General features: G+C 36.9%; 18 protein-coding genes. All 18 read left to right on the top strand.

Features of this window, described 5'->3' with window-relative positions; all coding sequences use genetic code 11:
- Positions 1-221: 221 nt before the first annotated feature.
- The 18 genes from AC0N32_RS08505 (at position 222) to rfbC (ending at position 22,727) form a co-directional block, all read left to right on the top strand.
- Positions 222-1,493 (top strand): ABC transporter permease, encoded by a 1,272-nt coding sequence (locus tag AC0N32_RS08505; protein WP_476393429.1) that lies wholly within the window; start codon positions 222-224, stop codon positions 1,491-1,493.
- A gap of 87 nt (positions 1,494-1,580) precedes the next feature.
- Positions 1,581-2,777 carry an efflux RND transporter periplasmic adaptor subunit gene (locus AC0N32_RS08510; RefSeq protein ID WP_476393430.1) on the top strand — a complete coding sequence of 399 codons (1,197 nt, stop codon included), beginning with the start codon at positions 1,581-1,583 and terminating at the stop codon, positions 2,775-2,777.
- 132 nt (positions 2,778-2,909) lie between these two features.
- Complete coding sequence (locus AC0N32_RS08515; protein ID WP_476393431.1) at positions 2,910-4,457, top strand: ArnT family glycosyltransferase; 1,548 nt, start codon at positions 2,910-2,912, stop codon at positions 4,455-4,457.
- A 131-nt stretch (positions 4,458-4,588) separates the two neighbouring features.
- Positions 4,589-5,491 carry an NAD(P)/FAD-dependent oxidoreductase gene (locus AC0N32_RS08520; protein WP_476393432.1) on the top strand — a complete coding sequence of 301 codons (903 nt, stop codon included), beginning with the start codon at positions 4,589-4,591 and terminating at the stop codon, positions 5,489-5,491.
- A 217-nt stretch (positions 5,492-5,708) separates the two neighbouring features.
- Complete coding sequence (gene glyA / locus AC0N32_RS08525) at positions 5,709-6,974, top strand: serine hydroxymethyltransferase (protein ID WP_476393433.1); 1,266 nt, start codon at positions 5,709-5,711, stop codon at positions 6,972-6,974.
- Between the two features lie 56 nt (positions 6,975-7,030).
- Positions 7,031-7,489, top strand: coding sequence for a regulatory protein RecX (locus tag AC0N32_RS08530; protein ID WP_476393434.1), 459 nt, complete (start codon positions 7,031-7,033; stop codon positions 7,487-7,489).
- Between the two features lie 320 nt (positions 7,490-7,809).
- Positions 7,810-9,738 carry a polysaccharide biosynthesis protein gene (locus AC0N32_RS08535; RefSeq protein ID WP_476393435.1) on the top strand — a complete coding sequence of 643 codons (1,929 nt, stop codon included), beginning with the start codon at positions 7,810-7,812 and terminating at the stop codon, positions 9,736-9,738.
- Between the two features lie 42 nt (positions 9,739-9,780).
- Positions 9,781-10,599, top strand: coding sequence for a polysaccharide biosynthesis/export family protein (locus AC0N32_RS08540; RefSeq protein ID WP_476393436.1), 819 nt, complete (start codon positions 9,781-9,783; stop codon positions 10,597-10,599).
- Positions 10,600-10,839: 240 nt separating this feature from the next.
- The gene (locus tag AC0N32_RS08545; RefSeq protein WP_476393437.1) at positions 10,840-13,206 is read left to right on the top strand and encodes a GumC family protein; all 2,367 of its coding nucleotides are present in this window, start codon (positions 10,840-10,842) and stop codon (positions 13,204-13,206) included.
- 87 nt (positions 13,207-13,293) lie between these two features.
- Positions 13,294-14,586: an oligosaccharide flippase family protein gene (locus tag AC0N32_RS08550; RefSeq protein ID WP_476393438.1), complete on the top strand. Its 1,293-nt coding sequence runs from the start codon at positions 13,294-13,296 to the stop codon at positions 14,584-14,586.
- Between the two features lies 1 nt (position 14,587).
- The gene (wecB, locus tag AC0N32_RS08555; RefSeq protein ID WP_476393439.1) at positions 14,588-15,748 is read left to right on the top strand and encodes a non-hydrolyzing UDP-N-acetylglucosamine 2-epimerase; all 1,161 of its coding nucleotides are present in this window, start codon (positions 14,588-14,590) and stop codon (positions 15,746-15,748) included.
- A gap of 92 nt (positions 15,749-15,840) precedes the next feature.
- Positions 15,841-17,100, top strand: coding sequence for an oligosaccharide repeat unit polymerase (locus tag AC0N32_RS08560; RefSeq protein WP_476393440.1), 1,260 nt, complete (start codon positions 15,841-15,843; stop codon positions 17,098-17,100).
- Positions 17,101-17,181: 81 nt separating this feature from the next.
- Complete coding sequence (locus AC0N32_RS08565) at positions 17,182-18,306, top strand: glycosyltransferase family protein (RefSeq protein WP_476393441.1); 1,125 nt, start codon at positions 17,182-17,184, stop codon at positions 18,304-18,306.
- 33 nt (positions 18,307-18,339) lie between these two features.
- A complete protein-coding gene (locus AC0N32_RS08570) occupies positions 18,340-19,467 on the top strand; it encodes a glycosyltransferase (protein WP_476393442.1) in 1,128 nt (375 codons plus the stop codon).
- 17 nt (positions 19,468-19,484) lie between these two features.
- Positions 19,485-20,309: a glycosyltransferase family 2 protein gene (locus AC0N32_RS08575; protein WP_476393443.1), complete on the top strand. Its 825-nt coding sequence runs from the start codon at positions 19,485-19,487 to the stop codon at positions 20,307-20,309.
- Entirely contained in the window at positions 20,306-21,211 is a 906-nt protein-coding gene (locus AC0N32_RS08580) for an NAD-dependent epimerase/dehydratase family protein (protein ID WP_476393444.1), read from the top strand. The genes AC0N32_RS08575 and AC0N32_RS08580 overlap by 4 nt, the downstream gene beginning before the upstream one ends.
- Complete coding sequence (locus AC0N32_RS08585) at positions 21,211-22,191, top strand: MraY family glycosyltransferase (RefSeq protein WP_476393445.1); 981 nt, start codon at positions 21,211-21,213, stop codon at positions 22,189-22,191. The genes AC0N32_RS08580 and AC0N32_RS08585 overlap by 1 nt, the downstream gene beginning before the upstream one ends.
- A complete protein-coding gene (gene rfbC, locus AC0N32_RS08590) occupies positions 22,188-22,727 on the top strand; it encodes a dTDP-4-dehydrorhamnose 3,5-epimerase (RefSeq protein ID WP_476393446.1) in 540 nt (179 codons plus the stop codon). Before AC0N32_RS08585 ends, rfbC begins: the two co-directional genes overlap by 4 nt.
- The last annotated feature ends 3 nt before the right edge of the window (positions 22,728-22,730 follow it).

Genomic DNA, 22,730 nt, shown 5'->3' on the forward strand with positions numbered 1-22,730 from the left:
TGAATAGTGAATTTTGCTTTGCAAGTCAATTTTGCTACGCAAGTGAATTTCAGAGTCATTAAAAATTGACCATTGACTCGCAGAAATTGACGATTGACATTTAAAGGGTGAATAGTGAATTTTGCTTTGCAAGTCAATTTTGCTACGCAAGTGAATTTCAGAGTCATTAAAAATTGACCATTGACCCGCAGGAATTGACCATTGACATTATATATTTTAAAATGAATATACTATTTAAAAAAGATACTTGGCAGGAGATTTATTATTCCCTCAGGAATAATAAGCTTCGGACATTCCTTACCATGATCGGTGTGGGATGGGGTATGTTTTTGTATGTGAGCCTTCTCGGAGCGGCAAAAGGGATGGAAAACGGTTTTGATAAGTTGTTTTCCGGTTTTGCGACCAATTCAATTTTTCTTTGGGCCCAGAATACATCCATTCCCTATGAAGGTTTCCCTAAAGGGCGCCAGGTGCACCTCCATCTTTCGGATATCGATATGCTGAAGAGAAAAATTTCCGATATCGATTATATTTCGCCTCAGAATTCCAGGGGAAGTTTCACCGGAACACCGGGAGAATCGATGTCTAAAAATGGTAAAAGCGGAACCTATTCTTTAACCGGAGACTATCCAGTAGGCAATAAAATATCCGAAAAAAAGCTCATTTATGGTCGCTATATCAATGATGCGGACGTATCCGGAAATAAAAATGTAGCCGTAATCGGAGAAGAGGTTTACAAAAACTTTTTTGATTCTAAAAAGAACGAAAATCCTCTGGGGAAATCAATCAATATCAAAGGGATTTTCTTTAATGTAGTAGGGGTTTTCAGAGTGAAAAAAGGAGGCGGATTTGAAAATGACCAGACGGTTTTTATTCCTCTTTCTACTTATACCAAAATGTATAATGCCGCAGATCAGATCGATATGTTTGCCATTGTCAGCAAACCGAATGTCAATGTCAATGCTGTGGAAGAAAGGGTAAAGCTCGAGCTGAAAACTAAAAATAAAGTGTCTCCTGAAGATACCAATGCTTTCGGAAGTTTTAACCTTGGAAAAGAGTTTAAAAAACTTACCGGGTTTCTGACAGGGATGCAGCTTCTTACCATTATCGTGGGAACGCTTACCATCCTGGCAGGGGTGATTGCCATTTCCAATATCCTTCTGATTACCGTAAAAGAAAGAACAAAGGAAATCGGGATCAGAAGAGCTCTCGGAGCCAAACCATCTGAAGTAAGAAACCAGATCCTTCTTGAAAGTGTAGTCATTACCCTGTCGTCGGGGCTTCTGGGTTTTATGTTCGGTATTTTTGTTCTGATGATTTTAAATATAGCCACCCAAGGGCAGGACAGCTTCCCGTTTTATAATCCTACGGTGAATTACGGAAACGTATTTGCCGCGATGGGCGTAATGGTGTTTTTAGGATTGATTATCGGAATGATTCCTGCACAGAGAGCCGTTAAAATAAGACCTATTGAAGCGTTAAGAACGGAATAAATCTATAAAATGAAGGATGGTATTGCAGTCAATATGAAGATGATTTATTCAAAATAATTTAAATAATAAAAATAAACTATTATACATATGAAAAAGAAATTCACTTGGAAAAAAGCCATTTATATCGTCTTAGGGCTTTTATTTGTAGTGGCATTGTTCTCGGGGATCGGGTATCTCGTAAAATCCAATTCGAAAGAGAGCGAGACTTTCCTTACGCGTAAGCCTACCAAACAGAATATGGATGACAAGGTGATGGCAACAGGAAAAATCATTCCCAAGGAGGAAATTGAAATTAAACCCAATATAGCGGGAATTATCGATAAAATTCTGGTTGATGAAGGGGATAAGGTGCAGGCCGGACAGCTGATCGCAACGGTAAGAATCGTTCCGAATCTTGCTGAAGTAAATAATGCGCAGCAGAATGTGAATAATCAGCAGCTTCAGATCAGTAATGCCAAACTGAATGTTGATAATATGCGCAAGCAATTTGAAATGCAGGAGCGGCTTTACAAACAGGGCGTTGCTTCAAAGCAGGAATATTTAAATGCCCAGCAGCAGTTATACACAACCCAGCAGGCATTACGAAATGCCCAGCAGCAGCTGGTGACAGCCCAAAAGTCTTTGCTGATCGCTAAAACAGGAGCTACGCCGGAATTACAAGGTTTGGCTACGACTCAAATCCGGTCAAAAGCTTCAGGGACGGTTCTTGAAGTTCCTGTGAAAGTAGGAAGCCAGGTGATTGAGGCCAACTCTTTCAATGCGGGAACGACCATCTGTTCGATCGCCGATCTTAATTCATTGATTTTCCAGGGTGAGATCGATGAGGCTCAGGCCGGTAAGCTGAAACAGGGAATGGATATGAATATCGTGATCGGAGCCCTTCAGAACAAAACGTTTCCGGGAAGGCTGACGATGATTGCTCCAAAAGGGAAAGACAACAACGGAACCATTAAATTCCCGGTAGAAGGGGATGTCTTCAACCCAAATAATGAATATATCAGAGCCGGATTTTCGGCCAACGGTGAGATTGTATTAAGTTCTAAGAAAAATGCGCTTTTGCTTGATGAATCTCTGATCCAGTACGAAAAGAAAAACGGAAAAGATGTTCCTTTTGTTGAAGTAAAACAAAAAGACGGAAAATTCAAAAAAGCTTATGTTTCGCTGGGTGCAAGTGACGGGATCAATGTTGAGATTCTTTCAGGCATCGATCAAAATGCGGATGTAAAAGTCTGGAATCCTTCTGATAAAGACAAAGAAGAACTTAAAGAAAAATCAAAAAAATAGTAAACTGACACTATAAATTTTTTAGATGTGATAATCCCGGAATTTTTTTCGGGATTTTTCAGTTTATATAAGAAGCCAGATTAAGTGGATTGTTATAAATTTAAATAAAATGTAATAGAATTAAACTTTTGAATGTCTTGTTATAATATCGGAACGACCATGAAAAAAAGCGGAATTATCCTTTTCTTATTTATTTTGGCCAAATTTGTTTTTCAGTATTTAGCAATCGATCCTGTGTACGAACTTCACCGTGATGAATATCTGCATCTTGATCAGGCTAATCATCTGGCATGGGGCTATTTATCGGTTCCGCCGCTTACTTCGTGGATCGCATTGATCATCAAAATGCTGGGAAACGGTATTTTTTGGGTTAAATTTTTTCCTGCTTTATCCGGTGCATTGACGATTGCTGTGGTCTGGAAAATGGTTGAAGAGCTGGGAGGAAACTTATATGCCCGGATTCTGGCTTCTACCGGAATTCTCCTTTCCATTCTATTACGTCTCAATACGCTTTTTCAGCCCAATTCACATGAAGTGTTGCTTTGGACGTTAGTAAATTATGCTTTAATTAAATATTTGAATTCTGAAAGAGTAAAATGGCTGTATGCAGGCGCTGTATTTTTTGGAATTGGCTTCTTAAATAAATATAATATTGTGTTTTCGGTATTGGGAATTATTCCTGCCCTGCTTCTGACGGGCCAAAGGAAAATTTATCTCCAGAAACACCTGTATTTTGCGGCATTGGTGTCTTTGGTGATTATTCTGCCAAATTTGGTTTGGCAATATCATCATCATTTTCCGGTGATCCATCATATGAAAGAGCTTTCCGAAAGACAGCTGGTCAACGTCAGCCGGCTCGGGTTTTTAAAGTCACAGCTTCTGTTTTTCTTAGGTTCCGTCCTGGTCATTATTTCTGGGTTTTATGCATTGCTTGCTTACAAACGATTTGAAAAATTCAGGTTCTTCCTGTGGGCTTATGTTTTTACGATGAGTTTATTCTTATTTTTTAAGGCTAAAGATTATTATGCGATTGGTATTTATCCCACCTATATTGCTTTCGGCGCCGTATTTATTTCAGATTTTCTTAGTGAAACGAAGGCCGGAAAAGTGCTGAAGATTGTTCTTGTGGCCATAGCGGTGTTGTCTTTTATCCCGTTGTACACGGTGGCTTTGCCAAACAAAAGTCCACGCTATGTTTTGTCCCATCAGCATAAGTACCGCAATTGGGGAATGCTGCGGTGGGAAGACGGCAAAGATCATTCGCTGCCGCAGGATTTTTCGGATATGCTGGGTTGGAAAGAGCTTGCTACCAAAACAGATCGGCTGTACGCCGAGCTTTCTAAAACCGGTCGTACCCTTGTGCTTTGTGACAACTACGGGCAGGCAGGCGCGATCAATTATTATTCGGTAAAAGGTGTAAAGGCAGTTTCTTTTAATGCAGATTACATCAATTGGTTTGATCTCAGTAGAAAATATACCCACCTGATCAGGATAAAAGACTCTCCGGAAGATGAGCTGGACGAAACGTCTCCTTTCTTCAGGTATTCAAAAATCTCAGATTCTGTCATCAGTCCTTTTGCCAGAGAGAAAGGAACTGTTATTTTCCGTTTTGAAGGAGCTAAAATCGATATCAGAAAAAGAATCCAGAAAGAGATCGATGAGATTAAAGCCGGAAATTAAAGAAGTTAACTGTCGGCTAGGCATAAATTTTAAAATATTAATGCAACTTTATTGCATTAACGAAGATCTTTTTTAACTTTGCCGGATGAACGGTTCATTACTTGTATTCAATTCAGGCAAACAATGATTTTATGGAAAACAATAACTTCGATGTCATCATCATAGGAGGAAGCTACGCAGGACTATCGGCAGGAATGTCTCTTGGAAGGTCTTTAAGAAATGTTTTAATCATAGACAGCGGAAACCCCTGCAACCGGCAGACTCCTCATTCGCACAATTTTCTTACCCAGGACGGTAAAACACCTAAAGAAATTTCAGATCTCGCTAAAGATCAGGTACGGAACTATAAAACCGTACATTTTTATAACGGATCGGTCACCAAAGTCTCGAAGCAGCCGGAAGCTTTTATGGTGCAGATAGAAGGCGGTGAAATATATCATGCAAAAAAAATAATACTTGCTTCAGGTGTAAAGGATATGATGCCGGATATTAAAGGATTTTCCGAGTGCTGGGGGATTTCTGTAATTCACTGTCCGTACTGCCACGGATATGAAGTGAAGGGTAAAACGACGGGGATTCTCTCCAATGGAGATCTCGCTTTTGAATTTTCAAAGCTGGTTTTTAATTTATCAAAAAATCTTACACTGTTGACCAATGGAGAATCTACGCTAAATGTTGAGCAGACTGAAAAATTCAAACGAAACAAAATCGAAATCTCTGAGCAGGAAATACAGGAAATTATTCATGAAAACGGGCATATCCTAAAAGTTGTTTTTAAAGACGGGCAGGAAAAATACCTGGATGCTTTGTATGCTAAAATACCCTTTGAGCAGAATATCAATACGGAAGATCTGCAGCTTGAGCTTACGGAACATGGTTTTATTAAAATCGATCACTTTCATAAGACAAGTACAGAAGGTGTGTTTGCCTGCGGAGATAATACTACAATGATGAGATCCGTTGCCAATGCAGTGGCACAGGGTAATTTTACCGGTGCTTTGGTCAATAAAGAGCTTTCGGATGAAGGATTCTGATTTCTTTTATAGATATATTTTTCGTTTCAATTTTTGGAGGATCTTCATATTTAATGTTAATGAGAAAAACGAAAGAGTATTTCTTTAATTTTTATTAAATAGCAAGTGTGTGAATGTTTTAGCATTTTTAACCACAAAAAATCACATCAGTTGATACCCTGATCTCGATGAAAATTTCGTACTTTTGGGGTGAAAAATTTCAAAAACTAAAAGTAAAATGGATATTATTTTCGACCTGATTGAAAAAGAAAGACAGAGACAAACCCACGGGATTGAGATGATTGCATCAGAAAATTTTGTTTCGGAGAATGTGATGAAAGCGGTGGGAAGCGTGCTTACCAACAAATATGCAGAAGGATATCCCGGAAAAAGATATTATGGAGGATGCGAAGTCGTAGATGAGGTTGAAACTTTGGCTATTGAAAGAGCAAAGCAGCTTTTCGGTATTGATTATGTAAACGTTCAGCCGCATTCAGGCTCTCAGGCCAATGCAGCCATTTATCTTGCCGTTTTGAAGCCGGGTGATAAAATCATGGGAATGGACCTTTCAATGGGAGGACACCTTACGCATGGTTCCGCGGTTAATTTTTCAGGAATTCAGTATGATGTTGTTTCTTACGGCGTTCAGCAGGAGACCGGTCTTATCGATTATGACCAGATGAGAGAGGTCGCTTTGAGAGAAAAGCCTAAAATGATGATTGCCGGTTTCTCAGCCTATTCAAGAGATCTGGATTATGCAAAATTCAGAGAAGTCGCCGATGAGATCGGTGCTACGCTTTGGGCAGATATTGCTCACCCTGCCGGTTTGGTAGCTAAAGGATTATTGAATTCTCCGTTTGAACATTGTCACGTAGTAACTACCACGACCCACAAAACATTAAGAGGCCCAAGAGGAGGAATGATCATGATGGGGAAAGATTTTGAAAATACTTATGGCCACAAAACCCCTAAGGGAGAAATCAAAATGATGAGCCAGGTTCTGGACGGAGCTGTTTTCCCGGGTATTCAGGGTGGTCCACTGGAACATGTGATCGCAGGAAAAGCAGTAGCTTTCGGAGAAGCTCTGGATTCCAAATTTGAAACCTATGCAAAACAGGTAAGATCGAATGCCCAGGCATTGTCAAAAGCCATGATCGACAGGGGATTTGATATTGTAAGTGGCGGAACAGATAATCACCTGATGCTTGTAGACCTTAGAAATAAAGGCGTAAACGGTAAAGAAACTGAAAAGGCGTTGGTGCTTGCTGATATTACCTGCAATAAAAATATGGTTCCGTTTGATGATAAATCGCCATTTACCACATCCGGGATCAGATTGGGTACTGCGGCTATCACCACCAGAGGTTTGAAGGAAAACGATATGGATACCATTGCAGGATTTATTTCTGAAGTGGTGGATAACATTAAAGATGACCAGGCAATTGCTTCGGTACGAAAAAGAGTCAATGAATTAATGGAAGGGAAAGCCTTATTTAATTACTAAAATCTTATAAAAATAAAATATAAAGAATGGGCACTGCTCATTCTTTTTTATATCCTATGGAAAAGAAATCTTTCACCTTTGACGAGATCAGGCAGAAACTGGTAAACTACTGTGTGTACCAGGATCGTTGTCACTCGGAGGTGGAACAGAAAATGAAGGAGTTTCTGTTGATCGATGAAGCGAAAGAAGAAATCATGCTTTATCTTTTGCGTGAGAACTATTTAAATGAAGAAAGATTTACGCGCAGCTATATCCGGGGGAAATTTTATATTAAACATTGGGGGAAAACAAAAATTAAAATTTATCTCAAACAAAAGCAGGTTCCTGAAAAACTGATCAACATATGCTTCGATGAAATCGACGACGCTGATTATGATAAAACCATCCGGAAAATTTATGATGATTATTATGTGAAGCAAAAAGGGCTAAAGGAATATCAACGTAAATCAAAAACGATAAAATATTTAATGAGCAGAGGTTTCGAGTACGAAAAAATAAATGATATTGTGGAATAACAGTTTACCCGGAAGAAAATAAAATTTGAGTTTGCCACACTGATAAAAAAAAACTGATTTGATTCACAGTGCATTTAACGATTTGTTGAAAAGTCAGAGCATTTCCGGTGGGCATGTGGTATATTTTTTGCCATGTCTGGTTTCAGTTAGCCGGGTTTGATTTATCTCCAGGCGGGGAAATCAATCCTAATATTATCTCTTAATTAAATTTATTTTTAAATATTTATAATAGATGAAATTTTATTTTAAATTTGCATCAGCACTTTCGAATAAGAAGGTGGATTTATACTTTTTTACACACATGAATACCATTACAGACAATGTACAACTCTTTTAGAAAGAAACTGTTCGGAGGAGATAATGTTGTCAATCTCTCGGATGTAAGATATCTGCCAAGGTGGATAATTCTTGTTATAGATATTATCATATTGGTTGTATCTCTGTTTTTATCTACCTACATTATAGAAAAAATTACACAGGCTGAGTTTATTTACAATAAAGACAGGCTCATTGTATTTGCAGGCATTCTGCTTTCAAATATCATGTTTATGTATATTTTTAAAACATATGCGGGTATTATAAGGCATTCTACCTTTATTGATCTGTTCAAACTGCTGATATCGTGCTTTTGTACGTTATTTACCGTAGGGTCAGTAAATATTATCTGCTTGTGGGTTACAGGGATTAAATTTATTATCAATCCGTTTCTGATCCTCTATTTTATTATCTCTTTTATGGGACTTTTCCTTTTCAGGCTTTACGTAAAAGAATTTTTTCATATAGTGAGGGAATACAGGAGAAGTACGCTTAAAAAGAGAATCCTTGTATTGGGAATAGATGAACAATCAATTGCTATTGCGAGAGCTATTCTTGATAATCCCAATCTTCCTTACCATGTAGTGGGATTTCTTACGCAGCGTACAGATTCCCGAAAAGCTTATCTTTTGGGCAAGCCTATTTTTGGCAAAGAAAAAATAGAACAGAGTACAAAAGAGGAACTTCTTATTGATGGGGTTATCATTATAAAAGAAATGATGTCTAAAGACGAAATGAACTCATGGGTCAATTTGTTTTTGGAAAAGGACCTTAATATATTGAAGGCACCATCGGTACAAAAGCTTAGGGACAGTGATTTTGGAGGATCTATCCGTAATCTTCAGATCGAGGATCTTCTGAACAGGAAACCCATTAAGATTCAGAATGAGGAAATTAATAGAAGACATTATAATAAAAACATACTGGTAACCGGAGGTGCAGGATCAATCGGGAGCGAAATTGTACGACAGGTCGCACAGTTCAATCCTTCTCTGATTGTTGTACTGGATCAGGCGGAGACTCCATTATATGACATAGAACTCGAAATGAAGGAAAAATTCCCTCATATTAGATTTAAATTTGTCCTGGCAGATGTTTCCAACAAACACAGGATAGAGCCTTTATTTCAAACCTATAATTTCTCTATGGTATATCACGCGGCGGCCTATAAACATGTTCCGTTGGTGGAAGAAAACCCGCATGAAGGCATCCTGGTGAATGTATTGGGGTCAAAGATTGTGGCAACCCTTTCCAGCAAATATAAAGTAAACAGGTTTGTGATGGTATCCACTGATAAGGCGGTAAACCCAACCAATGTAATGGGGGCATCAAAAAGAACAGCGGAGTTATTCGTGCAGTCATTACAAAATGTTGAGGGTAACATTACTAAATTTATTACCACAAGGTTTGGCAATGTATTAGGTTCTAATGGATCTGTAATTCCTCATTTCAAAAGACAGATCGAAGCAGGAGGTCCTGTTACGATTACTCACCCTGATATCGTACGATATTTCATGACCATTCCTGAAGCTTGCGAGCTCGTATTGCAGGCAGGAACGATGGGGCAGGGTGGAGAGATCTTTGTTTTCGATATGGGAGAGCCGGTGAAAATACTTGATCTAGCCAGAAGAATGATTAAATTATCAGGTTTTGAACCTAATATCGATATCAAAATTATTTATACGGGCTTAAGACCCGGAGAGAAGCTTTATGAAGAGCTTCTGAGCGATGACGCCAAAACTTTACCTACCCATAATGAAAAAATCATGGTTTCCAAAGATCCTACGATGGAATTCCTGGAAATCGAATTGCTTGTAAATTCTATTACTAAAGCTTCCCTTAGAAGAGACAAAGTGGAAGTAGTGAAACTTCTGAAGGTAATTGTTCCGGAATTCAGAAGCAATAATTCAATATATGAAGTATTGGATAAATAGAAAAAGATTTAAATGTATATATTTGTACAATTTTAAAAAACGATGAAAGGTAAAATATTGGTAATACTATCAGCATTTGTAATGGTTTCATGTAAAACTAATCCCAATGCTAAAAATGATCTTAATTATTTGCAGAATATTGAAAAAGTAGCTATTGAATCATCTTCCAGAAATTCTTCTAACACCCTTCAGAGTGGCGATCAGCTTGTGATTCTGATTACCGCTAAGGATATGGATGTGGTAAAACCATTCAACCAAAATTATTCTTCATCAGAACTTGTACAAACCAATGCGATGGCTGGAGGCAACACTCCTAACCAAGGGATGTCAACCATCTCAGGACCAACCTATATCGTTGATGCAAACGGTAATATTGATTTTCCTATTTTAGGAATTATAAGCACAAAAGATAAAACCTTAGTAGATTTGAAAGAAGAGCTAAGGAAGAGGATGGAAGCATATGTGATCAATCCTACTGTTAATATTCGGCTGGCCAATTTTAAAGTAACCGTTTTAGGGGAGGTAAACAGACAGGGAGATTATACCATTTCGAACGGACAGGGAACAATCTGGAATGCACTGGGTATGGCGGGAGATCTTACCATGTACGGCAAAAGAGATGATATTCTTGTTGTCAGAACTGAGAATGGGCAGGTTGTTCATGGAAAAGTAAATCTACAGGATGCCAATCTTATCAATTCACCTTATTACTATCTGAAACAGGGAGATGCAATTATTGTACCTTCTAATAATACGAAGGATTTACAGGCGAAACAAAATCCGAATACAGCACTTTATCTCACGGCTGCATCTATTACTGTTACGGCAATTGCAGTGATTGTAAGTCTCATTAAAAAATAGAAGTACATATCCGGCAGCAAAGCAAAAATATTAAGGACGGTTTTCATGAATGAAGACTTTCTGTGTTAATGAAAATAAAACTTGAAAAGAACCGGATCAAAAAAATAATCATTCAATAGAAACTAATACATAATTATTCACCTTAAATCTAAATTAAAGTACAGTGATAATGCATACTATTGTCGGCGAAATCGATTTAATATGGTATCTGTTACTTTTAAGATAATATAATATTTTTCAATGAGTAATTCAACACAAGACGAATCAGTTAAAGAAATAAATTTAAGCGAAACTATTAAGCCATATCTTAAAAATTGGGTTTGGTTTATCATTATTCCCATTATTTCTCTGGCACTTACGTATATTTACTTAAAATTTGTTACTCCTGTTTATAATGTAAAAGCTTCTGTTTTAATTAAAGATGCCAAAAACACTCCATCTGGTGGAGAATTTTCTGTTCTTCAGGATCTGTCCGGGTTTGGTGGTATGGGAACAAACAGTATTCAGAATGAGATTGAGATTTTCAAATCTAAAAAGCTTTTTCAGGATGTCGTTAAGACTCTTCACCTGCAAACATCGGTTTTTGCAAAACATGGTGTTGTAAACCAAGAGCTTTACGCAGATACTTCTCCTTTTGAGATCAAAGTAATTAATGAAAAACCATTTGCAAAACAGCCCAAACAACCTGTTCATCTGAAATTTTCACAAAATACGATTACTTTAAGTTCGGAAGAATTTTCAAAAGATATTTTGACTTCTTACGGAAGAACAATCAGTCTTCCTTACGCCAATATCATCATTATTAAAAATCCTCATTTCAACAGTTTAAAAGCTGGAAAAATTGAAGACTTCAGCTTTACATATTCCACTAAAGAAGGAGTAGTAAATACACTTCAAAAAATACTGAATGTAAGCTTACTGAATAAAGATGCGACTGTTATAGGTCTTTCCTTAAATTATCAAAATGTAGATAAGGCCAAAGATATTCTTAATTCTCTTGTGAAAATTTATAATAACGAGGCTATTAAAGACAAAAATTCCGAGTCTGAGATTACCCGTGATTTTATTGATGAAAGAATAAATATTATTGCCAACGATTTGGGCGAAGTTGAAAACAGAAAGGAACGTTTTAAAAGTTCAAATCATATTACCGACCTCAGCACAGAAGCGAAAATAGGACTTGAAAGTTCTGCAGAGGCACGTGGAAAACAGATCGAAGTAGATTCTCAGCTTGATCTTACCAATGCTTTAATCGGATTTATGGCTAAACAGGGCAACGGTCAGGTACTTCCTACAAATGTGGGATTGCAGAGTTCTGAGGCTACAAATATGATTACAGCATACAATCAACTGGTAATTGACCGCAATAGATTACTTGAAAACGCGACACCCCAGAACCCGCTGGTCATTGACCTCAATAACCAGATCTCTGCTATGCGTACCTCAGTGATTGAAAGTTTGAATAAAAGTCGAAGTGGGTTGCAATTTGCTAAAAATCAATATCTTGCGGAACAGGATAAAGTGTCTTCAAGAATTATGAAAATTCCTAGTCAGGAAAAATTGTTCAGAGATATTGAAAGACAGCAGCAGATCAAAGAGAGTCTTTACCTTCTATTGCTTCAGAAAAGAGAAGAGACAGCAATTTCTTTAGCCGTAACGGCAGATAAGGCAAGAATTGTAGATTATGCTTATGCTTCCGAAAAGCCTGTAGCTCCTAAGAAAACGATGCACATGCTTGGTGCAATGATTTTCGGATTGTTGTTACCTTTTGCTATTATTTACTTTAAAGAACTGCTGAATAATAAGATCAAGACAAAACATGATCTGGAAAATCTTGCAGCTGATAAGCCGATTATCGGTGAAATTCCAAGACTTTCAAAGGGCCAGCCGGAACTTATACAGATTAATGATCTTTCACCAATGGCCGAAGCCTTCAGAATATTGATCACAAATATGAATTTTATGCTTCCGAAAAAGCAGGCTAAAGTTGTATTTGTAACATCTACGATAAAAGGAGAAGGAAAGACTTTTGTATCAGTTAATCTGGCACTTACCATGGCGACACCAAACAAAAAGGTGGTCATTATTGGTTCTGATATCAGAAATCCTCAGCTGCAACGATATAACCCGGCAAGAAAGGGTCTTACGGGGCTTACTGAGTTCTTGTATGATAAGAATTTACAATTACAGGATATCATCCACGTATCAACATTTAATCCGTATTTAGATGTTATCTACTCAGGAAGCATACCTCCCAATCCTACCGAATTGCTTACGAATGGCCGCTATGCAGAACTTCTGGAACAGCTGAAAACCAAGTATGATTATATTATTCTTGATACTGCACCGTTAATGCTTGTAACGGACAGCTTCCTGATTGCCGAAATGGCAGATGCCACATTATATGTTACACGTTCTCAGTACACCGAAAAAGCTCTAATTGATTTTGCAAATAATAATGTAGAAAGCGGTAAACTCAAGAATGTAGGATTTGTACTGAATGATGTGGATAAAGATTATTTCGGATACGGCAACAAATACGGATACGGATATGGGGCAGAGGAGAAAAGTTTTTTTGATAAAATAAAAGACAAGTTCTCAAGATAATCACAGATGGATTTGTAAAAATAATTCTAAAATAATAGAATAGCTAAGTTTTAAGACAATACTCTGTACAAAACCAATTAGACCACCTTGAGCAACAAGATTAAAAGTATTATAGCCTTACCGCACATCAGGAGATTTATCAAAAGCGCCTCATGGTCTCTGGTTGGGACAGTTTCCGGAAAGCTGCTGATGCTGGTTGGCTTTGTCATCGTGGCCAGGATTATTGGCAAGGAAGAGTATGGGAAGATTGGCGTACTGCGTTCTACAATTACTATGTTTATGGTTTTTTCAAGTGCTGGAATGGGGCTTACGGCTGCACGTTATGTAGCATATTATAGAAATAGTGACCGGGAAAAAGCATATCAAATTCACAATGCTTCGAATCAAATTGCTCTTATTTTCGGACTGCTAATATCTGTAATTGTCTTTTTATTTAATCGTCAGATCTCACAACTTTCTTTCGGCACCTATGACCTGTCATTTTCATTGAAACTTGCTGTCATAGCGCTTTTGTTCACTACTATTTCAAGTGCTCAAAGCGGCACTCTTACAGGTTTTGAAGATTTTAAAAGACTGGGAATAAATAACTTTATTTACGGTATTATTCAGTTTGTGCTTTTATTAGTTGGTGCTCATTTCTGGAAGTCTGAAGGTGTTATAGTCGCACTTGGTATTTCAGCACTTTTTTTTGTTGTTCTTAATCAAATTTCGATAAATAAGAACTTTAAATCGACATTTAGAAACAAACGTTTTTTTACACCCGAAATAAGATTAATCTTCACTAAGTTTTCAATTCCGGCAATGTTATCAACCTTTGTGGCTATGCCTGTCATCTGGTTAGGAAAAGCATTGCTGGTGCGCACAAATGGTTTTGGAGAAATGGCTATATTTGATGTTTCGGAGCAATGGTATCTCATGGTTTTGTTTATTCCGAACTCTATAGGAAACATCATATTACCGATGCTTTCAAACGCTTTGTCTGAAGGCTCCGGAAAGCAGTATGGAAAGCTTTTAAAACTCAATTTATTGGTGAATTGTGCGGTGGTGACAGCTTTAGTCTTGGTTATCATGTGTTTGGCACCATTCATATTAAAATTATATGGACGTAGTTTTACCAGCTATCTTCCTTTAAGGATACTTTTGGTAGCAGCAATATTACAAACGGTAAACAGTGTTCTGGGACAGGCTATTGCAAGTAAAGCGAAAATGTGGCTGGGCTTTGGGGTTAATCTGTTCTGGGGATTAAGTTTTCTTACGATAAGTTATATTTTTGTAGAATATATGCATCTCGGTGCCTTAGGATTAAGTTATGCATTTTTACTAAGCTATCTATTGCATTCTATTATACAAGGTTTTATCACCTTTAAAGTTATAATTTAATATGAAAAAAATCCTTATCGTATTTGGAACGCGACCTGAAGCCATAAAAATGGCTCCGTTGGTTAATAAATCCCGACAATATCCTGATATTTTTGAAACTTTTGTGTGTGTTACAGGGCAGCACAGGGAAATGTTGGACCAAGTTCTGCGATTATTTGAAATAGTGCCGGATTTTGATCTGAAGATCATGAAGGAAGGACAAGATCTTTATGATATTACCTCAGTTGTGCTGACCAAAATGAGAAGTGTTCTATTGGATGTAAAACCAGATTTTGTACTTGTGCATGGAGATACAACGACTTCAATGGCTGTTGCTCTCGCCTCCTTCTATCAGAAGATACCCGTAGTGCATATAGAAGCAGGATTACGTACTTCGGATATTTATAGCCCGTGGCCGGAAGAGATCAACAGGCAGCTTACAGGGCGGATAGCAACCTACCACTGCGCTCCTACATTAAGAAGCCAAAAAAACCTTGTGAAAGAAAATGTCCCTGAAAAAAATATTATCATAACTGGAAATACGGTAATTGATGCTTTACAATGGGTCGTAAAGAGAATAGAAGATAATGAACAGCTGGCCGCCGAAATTACAGGCTTACTTTCAGATTTCGGGTATGATTATGCACGGCTCAATGGGGAGAGAAGATTGGTTTTGATAACTGGCCATCGGCGGGAAAATTTCGGAGAAGGCTTCATGAATATCTGCAAGGCTTTAAAAAATCTGGCAGTATCTTACCCATCGGTCGACTTTATATATCCGATGCATTTAAATCCCAATGTAAGAAATCCGATCAATCAAATTTTTGGTAATGCAAAACCGGAAAATATTTTCTTCATTGAACCATTGGATTATCTACCGTTTATTTTCCTGATGAAAAAAAGCTATATGGTATTAACCGACAGTGGTGGAATACAGGAAGAAGCTCCGGGTTTGGGTAAACCTGTTCTTGTCATGAGAGATAATACCGAGAGACCAGAAGCTGTTGAAGCTGGTACCGTACGTCTCGTAGGAACGCGATATGATACAATTGTTGAAGAGGTATCCAGCCTTTTGGATAACGAATCTCGGTACAGTGCAATGTCCAGAGCCAATAACCCGTATGGAGACGGCACATCAAGCGAGAAAATTATTGAATTTCTGATCCAAAAATTAAAAGATTAATAATGACGTTTGCTGGTTTTATTGCAATATTATTTTTGTTGGCGATTGTTATAAGAAAAGGATACAGATCAATTATTGATCCCTTGTTTTATATGATTGTAATATTCCTATTTTTTTTCGGACTAAAAAATGAAGTTGAGATCAGTGAAGAATCCGAATTATTGCTACTACTGTCATTTCTTATTTTTGTCGTTACGGCATATCTCACTGGAAAAATGCGCCATAAAAGAATCATTAACTTTATCAACAGGAAAAATGATATATTTCAAAAGTTTTCAATCAAACCTCTGGAACAGCGCCAGCAGCTGTATCTCTTTTTGATTGTCCTTTTGTATGTGGTACTTGACTTTTCTTTCAATACCTGGCTGTACGGATCGTTTGAAAAAGCTGTTACCAGATTTTATTACCGGATTCCGGAGAAAGAAGATATTCCTACCTTGTTTACGATTCTGTTGTTTACTTTATATTCATTATCCTCTTTAATCATTTTTATACTCAGTTACAATAACGCAAGGTTTAAATCGAATTCTCTATATCTTAATCTTAGCTTTTTTGCCCTGGCCCTGGCTGCATTTCCAAGAGGTACCCGCGGTGCCATTATTTCATTACTCATTATTATCATACTTGCAAATATTATTGTTGCACTCAAACAAGATACATTTAAGATTAAAAGACTTTTTAATATAAAACTACTGTTCCCGGCTGCTATTGTAATTTTGTCTTTCCTTGCTTTGTCATCCATCCGTAATAAAGAAATCGACAACCTGGAAATGTTACAGACGACGATTGCAGAAATGGATTTTTCTCAGTCCCAGAAAGAATACAATTCTACAGAAGGAGACCTTCTGCTGACGGATTATAATAAGTGTATAGAAACGTTCGGATCTACCACAGAGTTCTTACCGCTTGATTATACCATAAAAGCAGTGATCTTCAACCCAATACCACGAAGTCTATGGAAAGAGAAGCCCGTGGGATTTGGTGTCGCACTTACAGAAGTGAAATACGGCGGACAGAATTTTGATTATGAACACCTCGCACAATATTCATGGTCGAATGCAGCTGGAATAGCCGGTGAAGGATGGGCTAATCAAGGAATATTAGGGCTTATCCTATACTCTTTTCTCATGGGCCTTTACGTGGGAGTGCTTATGAAGATAGTATACACATTTTTATTATCAGACAATTATATTTCGCTTTTAATAGCACTGTTATGCTTTCTGGCCTCTCTTCTTACCGTCCGCGGTGATATTCTTTCAGGAATCACACAGGGTTTTTATCCGATAATTTTTTTCATGATTATATTATTCGCCATGCAGCCTTTTGTACAATACAAATACAAAATCAGATGATATTTTAATTCTAAATACATACATTTGCACACCAGAAAAAAAAATATTTTGAAACATAAATCATGATAGAGAAATTTAAATATGAAAAAAATTCTGATAATCCATAAAAACATCATTGAAAACGAACCGCCTACCCAGATGGTTATTCAGCATCTTGCTGATCTCGGATATGGTGTACGGGTAATCACTCTGGGGCTGAACGATTACTGGAAAGAGGACTTTGGAAAAAAGGGAATTGAGTATAAAGATCTGGGATTACGGGAGTTTGTGACTTCAAAGAAAAGGTCATTCTTTGCAAAGATAAAAACGTGGCTGCAATACAGAAAAGAGGTTTTGAAAGAATTATCTGGATTAAACGATGGTAACAGCGTAGTCTGGTTTGTAGATGCAGATAGTATTGCCCCGCTGCTTTTCAGCAAAGTTTTTAATAAGATAGATTATATATTGCATATACTTGAACTGTATGATCATTCATCATTTTACAGATTTGTCTTAAATAAATATATAAAAACAACAAAGCGGCTAATCGTTTGTGAAGAAAACAGGGCTGCGATTTTTAATGTCTGGTTTAAACCGGAAAAATATCCCGCCGTTCTGGCCAACAAACCATATAAGCTGTTAGATACTGCTCAGTCAGGTAATTTTTTAAACGAAAACTATCCTGAACTGTATAATATTTTGGTAAAGGATAGTTCGAAAGTCATACTATACCAGGGAGTCATCTCTCCAGACAGGGATCTTTCTTTTATTTTAAAGGCAATTAATGAAATGCCGGAGGATTTTATCCCTGTGCTTATGGGTAGAGATTATAATATGCTGGCTCGCTATAAGGAAATCTGTCCACGGCTGATACACATTTCATTTATTCCCGCACCGCAGCATTTATATATAACCGCATTGGCTAGGATTGGAATTCTCATGTATGATCCAATATCATTGAATCAGATATTTTGTGCGCCTAATAAGATATTTGAATATTCAGGCTACGGAATTCCTATGATTGGGAATAATATTCCGGGGCTTTCCTTTCCGTTTCAGAAATTTGGCTGTGGAAAGATTTTCAGCCCTGCAAAAGATACGGCTGAAATGAAGAAAATAATAGAAGAAATAGATAATAATTTTGAAAAATATTCTCACGGTGCAAAAGTATTGTTCAACAGTGTGGATAATAAAAAGATGATCAGAGAAATCCTTGAATGTCTCTAGTTTACCTATGCTCTTAACTTTAAATCGAGGAATATGAAACTGATAATCAATACAACAACACTAAGTGGGACTGGCGTGACACAGGTGGCGGTGTCATTCATCTACGAATGTATTGCTTTTACAGAAAATGAATACCATCTCTTTTTGAGTAAAACCGTTGCTCGGGAAATTAAAACTGAAGATTTTCCGGATAATTTTCATTTCTACTACTTTGACCACCACCCACTGTATGGCAGAAATGGTTTTTCAGTAAGAAAAAAACTGAGAGACCTTGAGCAGACGATACGTCCCGATCTTATTTTTTCAGTATTTGGACCGGCATGCTGGACGCCCGGATCGAAGCATATTTCAGGCTTTGCAAACTCCTATTATGTGTATCCTGAATCACCTTTTTTTAATAAAATTTCTCTCAAGGATTTTCTCAGGATAAACCTCATGAAGGCTGCCCATCGTTTTTTTCTGAAAAGAAACGGCAAATATTTTATATGTGAGACAGAAGACATGTCACAAAGACTGTCAGAGTTTTTAAAAGTCGGTCCGGCAAACATCTACACCGTTAGCAATACATATAACAGGTACTTTGAAACCTACGATGCTTCTGCCCGTAAGAGGTTATTGCCAGAACCTTCAGCAAACGAATACAGGTTTTTGTCCCTGGCTTCTTTTGATATCCATAAAAATCTTACTATTCTTAATGAATTGATTCCTATTCTAAATAGAAAGAAAATGGGAAAAGACATAAAGTTTATTTTAACGATAGATCAGGCTAAATATGAAAAACATTTCAGTACGGAAGCAAAGGCTAGAATTATTAATCTTGGCAGAATTGAAGTAAAAGACTGTCCACAGATTTACGCAGAATGTGATGCCCTTTTCTTGCCGACGTTGATCGAGTCTTTTTCTGCAAACTATCCGGAAGCCATGAAAATGGAAATTCCTGTTTTAACATCCGGTTACTCATTTGCAAAATCAATTTGCGAAGATGCAGCACTTTATTTTGATCCGCTGGATGCGGAAGATATTGCCGACAAGATGATGATGATCTTAAATATTGAAAATCTTTCTCAGGAGCTTGTGGAAAAAGGAAAGAAGAGGCTTATTACATTCGGAGATGCAAAAGTGAGAGCCAAAAGATATTTGGATATATTTAAATCTATTTAATTTTTTAAATTAGTTAAATGTTAATAACCGCAAGTATAGTGTGCTACAGGAATGACAGGAAGATCCTTCTGGAAGCAATCAAAAGTTTTCTGGATTCCGACACGGATTTTCCCATTTTTTTGTATCTGATTGATAATTCTCCCACCGATGATTTGAAATCAATCATCACAGATTCTCGTGTCGAGTATTTTTTTAATCCTGAAAATCCGGGATTTGGAGCAGCGCACAATATTGCGATAAGAAAAGCCATAGAAAGGAAAAGTGATTATCATCTCGTTTTAAATCCTGATGCATACTTTGGTCATGATATTATTAAAAAGATTGTAGACTTTCTGAAAAACCATTCTGAAATTGGGAATCTGATGCCAAAAGTACTTTATCCTGATGGCAGGATTCAGCATCTCTGCAAATTGCTTCCGACTCCATACGACTGGATTGGCAGGAGGTTCAACCCATTCAAAAAAATGGTAGACAAAAGAAACGAAGTTTTTGAAATGAGATTTACCGGGTATGACAAAATTATGGATGTGCCTTATCTTTCAGGCTGTTTTATGTTTCTGAAGATTGATGCTATTAGAAAAATAGGATTTTTTGATGAAAAAATTTTTATGTACGGAGAAGAAACAGATCTCTGTAGAAGACTGATTGCAGGTGGATACCGAACTGTATATTATCCTGAAGTACACATTTACCATCATTTTGAAAAAGGCTCTCACAAATCCTGGAGGCTTACAAAGATCGGTATGGAGTCAGCTATTTATTATTTTAATAAGTGGGGCTGGCTGTTTGATAATGAGCGAAAAAAAATTAATAAAAAAACACTTAAAGCATTACACAAATGACAGTAACTATTTTTGGCAGTTCCGGTTTTATAGGAAAAAATCTCACGGAATCTCTGAGGGACGAATTTAATGTTCAAGAAGTTTCCTTAAGGAATCCCTTATGGGAAACAGAGATTGATGAAACAGCGGATATCTTCATTAATCTTATTGGTAAAGCACATGATCACAAGGGTCTCGCTTCTGACGAAGACTATTATCTTGCGAACATTGAAATCGCCCAAAAGATATTCTCCGTATTCGAGAAGTCTTCCGCAAAAATGTTGATCTATATCAGCTCACTTGCTGCTATAGAAGAATATGAATCTTTGGTGCCTCTGGAGGAAAGTGCCCCGTGCCATCCTGTATCCATCTATGGAAAAACAAAAAGAATGGCGGAAGAATGGTTGCTAAGTCAGCATCTGCCTTCTCAAAAAAAGTTGGTTATTGTACGCCCGCCCATGGTACACGGACCAGGCGACCGCGGAAATCTGGATCTTTTGTATAAAATCATTTCAAAAGGAATACCTTATCCTTTGGCGGCATTCCAAAATCAAAGATCGTTTATCAGTATCAATAACTTTATTTTTTATATCCGGCAAATTATGCTCGGCAGTCAGGAATTAGAAACAGGAATTTATCATATTTCTGATGATGAGCCTGTAGGTACGCGGGAAATTATTGAAATTATAAGAAAGACGGAAAATATTAAAAGTATGGACTTGAATCTCCCTAAGATTGTGGTAAAAGCCATCGCAAGGATAGGAGACTTTATCCCAATTCCATTAAATAGCAAAAAATTAAAAAAACTTACCAACAATTTAATTGTATCTAATAAAAAAATAAATATCTTACTAAAAATTAATAATCTGCCTTTAACAGCAAAAGAGGGTTTAGAATTAACCATCAAAAGTTTTAGGAAATAATGGAGTATAGCATAGTAATTATTTTGCTGTTCATATTAATACTGGTCTATTTTAAAATCGCAGACAAGTATAATATCATTGATAAGCCCAATCACAGAAGCGCACATGCACAGATTACACTTCGTGGAGGAGGGGTAATTTTTCCTATGGCCTTTATTTTGTTCAGCCTCTTTCATATTAATGCCGTAATAGAGCATTATTGGTCATTTGGGTTAGGATTACTGTCCATCTGTACAATAAGTTTTATGGATGATCTGAAACCTCTTTCCAATAGAGTGAGGTTGTCGGTTCATTTTTTTTCCGTTGCTTTATTATTATATTTTGCGAATACTTTTACCGTATTTCCTTTCTGGGTGTGGCCTGTGTTTTTTATCCTGATTATAGGGTCGCTAAATGCTTATAATTTTATGGACGGAATAAACGGGATCACCGGTATCTACAGTCTTGTAACACTAGGTTTTTTAGCCTATGCAAACCACGATTTTTTTTCTTTCACAGATGAGGATTTTATCTTGTATCCAATGATTGCATGTTTAATATTTTTATTTTTTAATTTTAGAAAAAAAGCAAAATGTTTTGCCGGTGATGTAGGAAGTATGGGGATAGGTTTCTGGATACTTGCTCTTATTACACTTCTCATTATAAAAACAGGTGAATATAAATTCATTCTTCTTCTTTCGGTGTATGGTGTCGAAGTTGTGCTTACCATTATTGAAAGAATAATGATTAAAGAGAATATTTTTGAAGCACACCGGCGACATCTTTATCAGCTTTTTGCTAATGAGAAAAAAGTTTCACATCTAAAGATTAGTGTGGCTTATGGTCTAGTGCAACTGGTGATCAATATTTATCTTATTAACTCACACCTTCCATTCTGTATTGATGCTTTAATCATACTTTTTCCTCTTGGAACAATTTATTTATTATTAAAATTGAATATAAAAAAAAGTCATAAATTTCAACACAATATAAAATCATGAAAATAAAAGAAACTCCTTTAAAGGATTGCTACATTATCGAGCCGACAATCATTGAAGATGAAAGAGGGTATTTTTTTGAAAAATTTAATGAAAGGAAATTTGAAGAACTAACCGGTATGAACGGACACTTTGTTCAGGATAATATATCCAAGTCTTCCTATGGTGTTCTTCGCGGAGTACATCTTCAGAGAGGAGAGCATGGCCAGGCAAAGCTCGTATCCTGCATTGAGGGACGTGTTTGGGATGTTGCTGTTGATCTTAGGGAAGATTCTCCTACTTATGGAAAATGGTTCGGAATTGAGCTTACCGCAGAAAACAAATTACAACTTTATGTTCCTAGAGGATTCGGACATGGTTTTTCTGTTTTAAGTGAAACGGCAGTTTTTTCCTACAAATGCGATAATTTCTATCATAAAGAATCAGAAAGAGGTGTCATGTATAATGATCCACATTTAAATATCGACTGGAAAATTGATGAAAAAGATGCTGTACTATCTGAGAAAGATAAAAAGCTTGCAGGCTTTCTCGATAAATAGTAT

Source organism: Chryseobacterium endophyticum (assembly GCF_056333165.1).